This is a genomic window from Phyllobacterium sp. P5_D12, assembly GCF_054049495.1.
In genome coordinates this window covers 1-7,821 of record NZ_JBFUMG010000197.1, presented here as the reverse complement: position 1 = coordinate 7,821, position 7,821 = coordinate 1, and the positions used below count along the sequence as shown (strand labels likewise).

Sequence of the window (7,821 nt, the reverse complement as noted above, 5' to 3'; positions counted from 1 at the left end):
GGGCCATCGCATCGATAAATCCATTGCGCTCGGCATGCTGAAGACCGAACTCACTGAACCCGGCACCGAAGTCGAGGTGGAAATCTTTGGCGAGCGCTTCAAGGCGACGGTCCATCCCGATCAACCGCTTTGGGACCCCAAAAACGAAAGAATTCGCGCATGAGCTCCCTACCGGCAAAGGCCCGGGCCGTCATCATTGGTGGCGGCATCTCCGGCTGTTCCGTCGCCTATCATCTTGCCAAGCTCGGTTGGACCGATATCGTTTTGCTGGAGCGCAAACAGCTCACATCTGGCACGACATGGCATGCGGCGGGACTGATCGGCCAGTTGCGCGCCTCGCAGAACATGACGCGGCTCGCCAAGTATTCGGCGGACCTTTACGTGAAGCTTGAGGCCGAGACCGAGGTCGCGACCGGCATGCGTCAGGTGGGCTCGATCACCGTTGCGCTGACCGAGGAACGCAAGCACGAGATCTACCGGCAGGCATCCCTGGCAAGAGCGTTCGATGTCGATGTGCGCGAGATTTCTCCGCGCGAAGTCAAGGAGATGTATCCGCATCTTAACATCGAGGATGTGGTTGGCGCGGTGCATTTGCCACTCGACGGGCAGTGCGATCCGGCCAATATCGCCATGGCGCTTGCCAAGGGTGCGCGCCAGCGCGGCGCGAAGATCGTCGAGAACGTCAAAGTCACCGAAGTTCTCAAGAAAAATGGCCGGGTGACTGGAGTCACCTGGGCGCAAGGTGAAGAGCACGGCACGATAGAGACCGATGTCGTGATCAATTGCGCCGGGATGTGGGCACGCGATCTGGCGGGAACGTCGGGCGTGACCGTGCCGCTGCATGCTTGCGAACACTTCTATCTCGTCACCGAGGCTATCGAGGGGCTCGGGCGTCTGCCGGTGCTGCGCGTTCCGGACGAATGCGCTTACTACAAGGAAGATGCCGGCAAGATGATGCTTGGCGCTTTCGAACCGGTTGCGAAGCCTTGGGGCATGAACGGCATTTCAGAAGACTTCTGCTTCGATCAATTGCAGGAAGATTTCGAGCATTTCGAGCCGATCCTTGAATTGGGCGTCAACCGCATGCCGATGCTCGGCACCGCGGGGATACACACTTTCTTCAACGGTCCTGAAAGCTTCACCCCCGATGACCGCTATTATCTCGGCGAAGCGCCGGAACTTGGCGGCTACTGGGTTGCGGCGGGGTATAATTCCATCGGTATTGTTTCCTCCGGCGGTGCCGGGATGGCGCTGGCGCAATGGATAAACGACGGCGAAGCCCCATTCGACCTGTGGGAGGTGGATATTCGCCGGGCGCAGCCGTTCCAGAAGAACCGGCGCTACCTGAAGGAGCGCGTCTCGGAGACCCTTGGACTGCTTTACGCCGATCATTTCCCCTACCGGCAGATGGCGACGTCGCGCAATGTCAGGCGCTCGCCCATCCACGAGCATCTGAAGACACGAGGTGCTGTCTTTGGCGAAGTTGCGGGATGGGAGCGCGCCAACTGGTTTGCCAAAGAGGGTCAGGAGCGCGAGTACCGTTATTCGTGGAAGCGGCAGAACTGGTTCGAAAATCAGCGCGAAGAACACCTTGCGGTGCGCGCCAATGTCGGCCTGTTCGACATGACGTCCTTCGGCAAGATACGCGTTGAGGGGCGAGATGCTCTGGCATTCCTGCAGCGGCTTTGTGCCAACCAGCTGGATGTTGAACCGGGGCGCATTGTTTACACACAGATGCTCAACAATCGCGGCGGGATCGAGAGCGACCTGACGATCACGCGGCTGTCGGATACGGCGTTTTTCGCCGTGGTACCCGGCGCGACGCTGCAGCGCGACCTTGCCTGGATGCGCAAGCACCTCAAGGACGAGTTCGTGGTCATCACCGATGTAACTGCCGCGGAGTCCGTGCTTTGCGTGATGGGGCCGAAATCGCGCGAACTGATCCAGAAGATCAGCCCGAATGACTTTTCAAACGAGGCAAATCCGTTTGGTACGGCACGCGAGATCGAAATCGGCATGGGCTTGGCGCGAGCGCACCGCGTGACCTATGTCGGCGAACTCGGCTGGGAGCTTTATGTCTCGACGGATCAGACCGCACATGTGTTCGAGGCAATCGAAGAAGCTGGAAAGGACGTTGGCTTGAAACTGTGCGGCCTGCACACGCTGGACTCCTGCCGTATCGAAAAAGCCTTCCGGCATTTCGGCCATGATATCACCGATGAAGATCATGTGCTGGAGGCAGGACTCGGCTTTGCCGTGAAGACTGACAAGGGCGATTTCATCGGCCGCGAGGCGGTGCTGAAGAAGAAGGATACAGGGCTGGATCGCCGTCTGGTGCAATTCCGCCTGACCGATCCCGAGCCGCTGCTGTTTCACAACGAGGCTATCGTCCGTGACGGCAAGATCGTCGGGACGATCACATCCGGTAACTACGGGCACCATCTCGGTGGTGCGATCGGGCTTGGATACGTGCCGAGCAAGGGTGAGAGCGCCGAACAGGTGCTGGCTTCCGAATATGAGATCGAGATAGCCGGTGTGCGCGTGAAGGCCGAGGCCTCACTGCGGCCGATGTACGATCCAAAGGCCGCGCGGGTGAGGATGTAGGATAGCTACCACCCTGCAGCTCCCGTTCCGTCTTCCTCGGGCTTGACCCGAGGACCCATGGCTGAGGAGCGCTGAGATTGACACTCACACAAACGCATTCCAGCAGTCCACAAGCTCAATGACGGCTGCAGTATCTGGATCAAGTCGAGCTTATGCGTGCTGTCGGGTCAAGCCCGAGGATGACGGAGAGGGAGGTGCCACGGCGATTACCACAAGCACCAATCCCAACTTAATTCATGCTGGTGAGAACCGCATTGAACTGCTCCAGCGCCCAATCGACCTGATCGCGCTTTATGACCAGCGGCGGAGCAATGCGGATCGTATCGCCATGGGTATCCTTGGCGAGAATGCCGCGCGCCTTGAGCTCGTAGCAGAAACGATTGGCGCCGCCGGCTTCCGGATGGAGTTCGACCGCCAGCATCAGCCCGCGCCCGCGTACTTCGCGTACGATATTGCTGCGAATGCCTTTGAGCTCTTGCAGGAAATAGTCGCCTTCGATGCGGGAATTCTCGATCATGTTTTCTTCGGTGAGCACCCGCAGCGCGGCGCGAGCAATGGCGCACGCAAGCGGGTTTCCACCAAAGGTGCTGCCATGCTGTCCGGGCTTGAGAACGCCTAGGACATCGCTATTGGAAAGCACCGCTGAGACCGGGTAAAAACCGCCGGAGAGTGCCTTGCCGATCAACGTTACGTCGGCTTCGATGCCTTCGTGCGCTTCGGCAAGCAGGGCGCCGGTGCGGCCAAGGCCAGTCTGGATTTCATCGAGGATGAGCGTGACGTTATTTTCAGTGCAGAGTTCGCGCACCCTGGTGAAATAACCTTTTGGCGGAATGATCACTCCAGCTTCGCCCTGGATCGGCTCGACAAGAAAACCGACGGTGTTGGGGGTCAGTGCCGCTGCAAACGCGTCGATATCGCCAAAGGGGACGACTTTGAAGCCCGGCGCGAACGGGCCGAAATTATCGCGGGCGGAAGGATCCGTGCTGAAGCCGACGATACCCATGGTGCGACCATGGAAATTATCGGAACAGACGATGATTTCTGCGGCATTTTCCGGAACGCCTTTGACCTCGTAACCCCATTTGCGCACGGCCTTGATGGCGGTTTCGACGGCTTCGGCGCCACTGTTCATCGGCAGGATCTTGTGCGAGCCGGTGAGGGCGGCGAGTTCTTCGTAGAACAATGCCAACTGGTCATTGCGGAAGGCGCGGGAGGTGAGCGTGAGCTTGCCAGCCTGTTCCGTCATGGCTTTCAGGATTTTGGGATGGCAATGGCCCTGGTTGACGGCCGAATAAGCTGAGAGGCAGTCAAGGTAGCGATTGCCGTCGATATCCCATACGTACACGCCTTCGCCGCGCTCCAGCACCACATCAAGCGGCTTGTAATTGTGCGCCCCAAGGCGGGATTCCGTCGAAATCAGGTCAGCGGCTGTGTGCAGCAAAGTATCCTCCTATTGTGTCATACGTTCAGAGCGGCAGCGCTCTGTTCGGATAATGTCGGTTTGTCGAAAATCTGCCGGCCGAACAGGCTGGCGACAAGATCGACGAGAAGCAGGGCACTCTTGCCGCGCTCATCCAGGAATGGGTTGAGTTCAACCACGTCCAGCGAACCGACGACGCCGGAATCGTGCAGCATCTCCATAACGAGATGGGCTTCGCGGTAGGTCGCGCCGCCGGGAACGGTGGTTCCGACGCCCGGTGCAAAGGACGGATCGACGAAATCCACGTCAAAACTGACATGCAGGATGCCGTTGGCCTTCTGTACGCGCTCGATGATGCGGCGCAGCAGTTTGACAACGCCGAATTCATCGATCTGCCGCATGTCGATGACATCGATGCCGCGCTCACGCAGAAGCACGCGTTCGGTCTTGTCGATGGAGCGAATGCCGAAGAGATGCAGGTTTTCCGGTTTGACGAAACCATGCGGCTCATCGCCGAAGACGCCTTCAAGGCCGGGTTCGCGGCAAAGGAGCGCCGCCGACATGCCGTGCATGTTGCCGGATGGGGAGGTGGCGGGCGTATTGAAATCGGAATGCGCGTCGAGCCAGAGCACGAACAATTCGCGGTTGTGTTCTTCGCAATAACGCGCGATGCCGCCAATCGATCCCATGGACAGGCTGTGATCGCCGCCAAGAATGACCGGGAACGTGCCGTTTGTCATTGCGTCATAGGTCTCGACGGCCAGCATGCGGGACCAGGCAGCGATTTTCTCGATGTAATGCGCAAGACCCTGGACAGGTGGAACAACAGGCAGTGTTTTCGGCAGGCGCAAATCCCCCCGATCTTCCACCGGGTGGCCAAGGTCTTCGAGCATATGTATCAGACCGGCAGTGCGCAGCGCAGCGGGGCCCATCAAAGCCCCAAGCCTTCCGGCGCCTTCTTCGATCGGCGCGCCGATGACGGTCAGCTTCTGCTTGTGCGTGTCCTCGAAATTGTTCTGCATATTCATGAGCAGCTGTCACTCTCGCGTTTGAAGGGGTCCGGGATCCAACCAAGATTATCACGTTTCGGCGGTGATATTGGCACTTCGACGCGGTGACAAAAAGACAGCATCCTGATAGGAATGCACATATTAATGCGCATTTTGCTCAATCAATTTGATCAGATTGGACGATGATGGATGATGTAGACCGCAAATTGCTGTCTTTACTGCGGGATGATTGCCGCATGCCAGTTTCTTCCATGGCAACGATTCTGGGTATTTCGCGCGCTACGGTGCGCACGCGCATCGACAAGCTGACCACAAACGGCACGATCCAGAGCTTCACCGTCAACTTGAAGGCGGGTGCGGGCATTTATGGCGTCCGGGCCGTTGCCATGATCGAGGTGGCGGGGCAAGCCGCCGAAAAGGTTGTGCGGCGATTGCAGGGCTTTCCGGAAATCCGTGCGTTGCATACCACGAACGGCCGCTGGGATATTGTTGCCGAAATCGAAGTCGAGACCCTTGAGGCTTTCGACCGGACATTGCGCGACATTCGCCATATTGACGGAATCACTTCGACGGAGACAAGTATTCTTCTGTCCACCCGTAAGAGCTAGGATATCCGTAGGCGGGGTAGTCGAGGAGGATTGGTTTGCATATCCGTGAGATTCCATGGCTGGAACCTGTCGAAGCGGCCGAGAGATTTCGGGCTCTCGGCGGACTGAGCTTTCTCGACAGTGCCATGCGTCACGAGAGCCTTGGACGCTACTCCTACGTGGCGGCTGATCCATTCGGTAAACTCGTCGTGGAAAAGGGCGTGGCGAGCTGGAATGGCGTTGCTCTTGATCGGCATCCGCTGGAGGCTATCTCGCACTATCTCGATGTGTACCGGCTCGATGATCAACCCGGTCTTCCGCCATTTCAGGGCGGCGCGGTCGGTTATTTTTCCTATGAATTCGGGCGATTGCTGGAGCGCTTGCCTCAACCGGATGCGCCGGCGCAAGGCTCAATGCCGGATGCCGCCTGGTATTTTTACGATGCGGTGCTGGCGTTCGATCATCAGGCCGAAAAAGCCTGGCTTTTGTCATCCGGATTGCCGGAAGCGGACGAGGCTGCGCGGCAAAGGAAAAGCATCGAGCGTTCCGAATTGTTCCTGCGGCTTCTGCGAGAGGAGCCGAAGAAAGAAGCTTCGAATGTCGGGCAGCAGCGGATTGCGCGGGCGTCCTGGCGATCGAATTTCGAGCGAGAGGCCTATATGCAGTCCGTTGCCGGGGTGGTGGAATACATCCTCGACGGCGATATCTTCCAGGCCAACATCGCGCAGCGTTTTATCGCCGATCTGCCGGAAGGCTTTGCAAAGTGGCAGTTCTATAAAGCGCTGCGCCAGCGTAATGCCGCGACTTTTGCCGCCTATCTGGATCACGGCGATATCGTGATTGCGTCAAGCTCTCCGGAGCGGTTTGTCGCGGTGAAAGGCGATCAGGTCGAGACGCGGCCGATCAAGGGTACGATGCCGCGATCGTCAGATCCCGACGAAGACAAGAAGTTGGCCGACATACTTCTCAAATCGGAGAAGGACCGGGCCGAAAATCTGATGATCGTCGATTTGATGCGCAATGATCTCTCCCGCGTCTGCCGTCCGCATTCCGTGCTGACACCCGTCCTTTGCGGGCTTGAGACCTATGCGAGCGTCCATCATCTGGTTTCCGCCGTCACAGGGCGGCTGATGGAAGGCAAATCCTTGATGGATCTGATCAGGGCAGCTTTCCCGGGCGGGTCGATCACAGGCGCGCCAAAGCTGCGGGCGATGGAGATCATCACCGAGATCGAGCGCGAGGCGCGAGGCGTCTATTGCGGTTCGATTGGTTTCATCGGCTTCAATGGCAATTTCGACGGCAATATCGGCATTCGCACCGTGCTGTTTGAGGGCGGCAAGGCCGTGTTTCAGGCGGGCGGCGGTATTACCGCGCTATCCGATCCTGCTGCGGAATATCAGGAAACGCTGGACAAGGCGGCGCGCATCTTTGCCGTCTTCGATCAGGGTGATGCCCCATGATCCTGATCATCGACAATTACGACTCCTTCGTCTTCACCGTGGCACGCTATTTTGCCGAACTTGGCGTCGAAACGCAGGTGGTTCGCAATGACACTATTACGGCGGCGGAAGTCGAGCAACTGGCACCCGAAGCAATTGTCGTTTCACCGGGACCGTGCGGACCACGCGAAGCCGGGCAATCGATGGAGATTATCGAGACGTTGAGCGGACAGGTGCCAATTCTCGGCATCTGTCTCGGCCATCAGTGTATCGGCGAAGTCTTTGGCGGCAAGGTCGTGCGGGCGCAAGAACCGATGCATGGGCGAGCCTCGGCCATCAATCATGGCGGGACAGACATCTTCAAGGGGCTGCCAAGCCCGTTCCGCGCCGGCCGCTATCACTCGTTGATCGTGGAGTCTGTGAAGGATGGCAGCGATCTGTCGGTGACCGCGCGGTCCGATGCCGGCGAGATCATGGGGCTCGCCCATGTCGGCCACCCGACCTATGGCGTGCAGTTCCATCCTGAATCAGTACTGACGGAATATGGCCACGCCATGCTGGGTAATTTCCTGCGGCTTTCGCGTCAGTTCAAGAAATTTGCGCCATGACGGCCTGCAAATTGCGCTTTACTGCGATCCGGTGCTCATGAACCCAAAAGTTCAATGAGCTCCAGTGCTCGCAAACCACCATTTTCGGCGCGTCCTGATCCAAATCTCAATAAACTCCACTTGCCGTATTTTTTGCCTCTTTGTTCGATATTC

At 58.2% G+C, this 7,821-nt stretch carries 7 protein-coding genes; 5 read left to right on the top strand and 2 right to left on the bottom strand.

The genetic code is table 11. From position 1 onward, the window contains the following. Positions 1–163, top strand: a 163-nt coding sequence (locus ACXJ5O_RS14195; protein WP_457300451.1) for a glycine cleavage T C-terminal barrel domain-containing protein, incomplete at its 5' end; no start/stop codon positions are given. Beyond that, positions 160–2,604: a GcvT family protein gene (locus ACXJ5O_RS14190; RefSeq protein WP_457300449.1), complete on the top strand. Its 2,445-nt coding sequence runs from the start codon at positions 160–162 to the stop codon at positions 2,602–2,604. The genes ACXJ5O_RS14195 and ACXJ5O_RS14190, both read left to right, overlap by 4 nt. A gap of 229 nt (positions 2,605–2,833) precedes the next feature. On the opposite strand, the gene rocD is transcribed toward ACXJ5O_RS14190, so the two are convergent. Together rocD and rocF are read right to left on the bottom strand one after the other, a co-directional pair. Further along, positions 2,834–4,042 carry an ornithine--oxo-acid transaminase gene (gene rocD / locus ACXJ5O_RS14185; RefSeq protein WP_457300450.1) on the bottom strand — a complete coding sequence of 403 codons (1,209 nt, stop codon included), beginning with the start codon at positions 4,040–4,042 and terminating at the stop codon, positions 2,834–2,836. A 20-nt stretch (positions 4,043–4,062) separates the two neighbouring features. After that, entirely contained in the window at positions 4,063–5,052 is a 990-nt protein-coding gene (gene rocF, locus ACXJ5O_RS14180; RefSeq protein WP_224506738.1) for an arginase, read from the bottom strand. 167 nt (positions 5,053–5,219) lie between these two features. On the opposite strand from rocF, the gene ACXJ5O_RS14175 reads away from it, so the two are divergent. The 3 genes from ACXJ5O_RS14175 to ACXJ5O_RS14165 are packed head-to-tail and all read left to right on the top strand — an operon-like array spanning position 5,220 to position 7,668. Then, complete coding sequence (locus tag ACXJ5O_RS14175) at positions 5,220–5,642, top strand: Lrp/AsnC family transcriptional regulator (RefSeq protein WP_210003636.1); 423 nt, start codon at positions 5,220–5,222, stop codon at positions 5,640–5,642. Positions 5,643–5,677: 35 nt separating this feature from the next. Continuing rightward, positions 5,678–7,081: an aminodeoxychorismate synthase component I gene (pabB, locus tag ACXJ5O_RS14170; protein ID WP_457300448.1), complete on the top strand. Its 1,404-nt coding sequence runs from the start codon at positions 5,678–5,680 to the stop codon at positions 7,079–7,081. Beyond that, positions 7,078–7,668: an anthranilate synthase component II gene (locus tag ACXJ5O_RS14165; RefSeq protein WP_457300447.1), complete on the top strand. Its 591-nt coding sequence runs from the start codon at positions 7,078–7,080 to the stop codon at positions 7,666–7,668. The genes pabB and ACXJ5O_RS14165 overlap by 4 nt, the downstream gene beginning before the upstream one ends. Positions 7,669–7,821 lie beyond the last annotated feature (153 nt).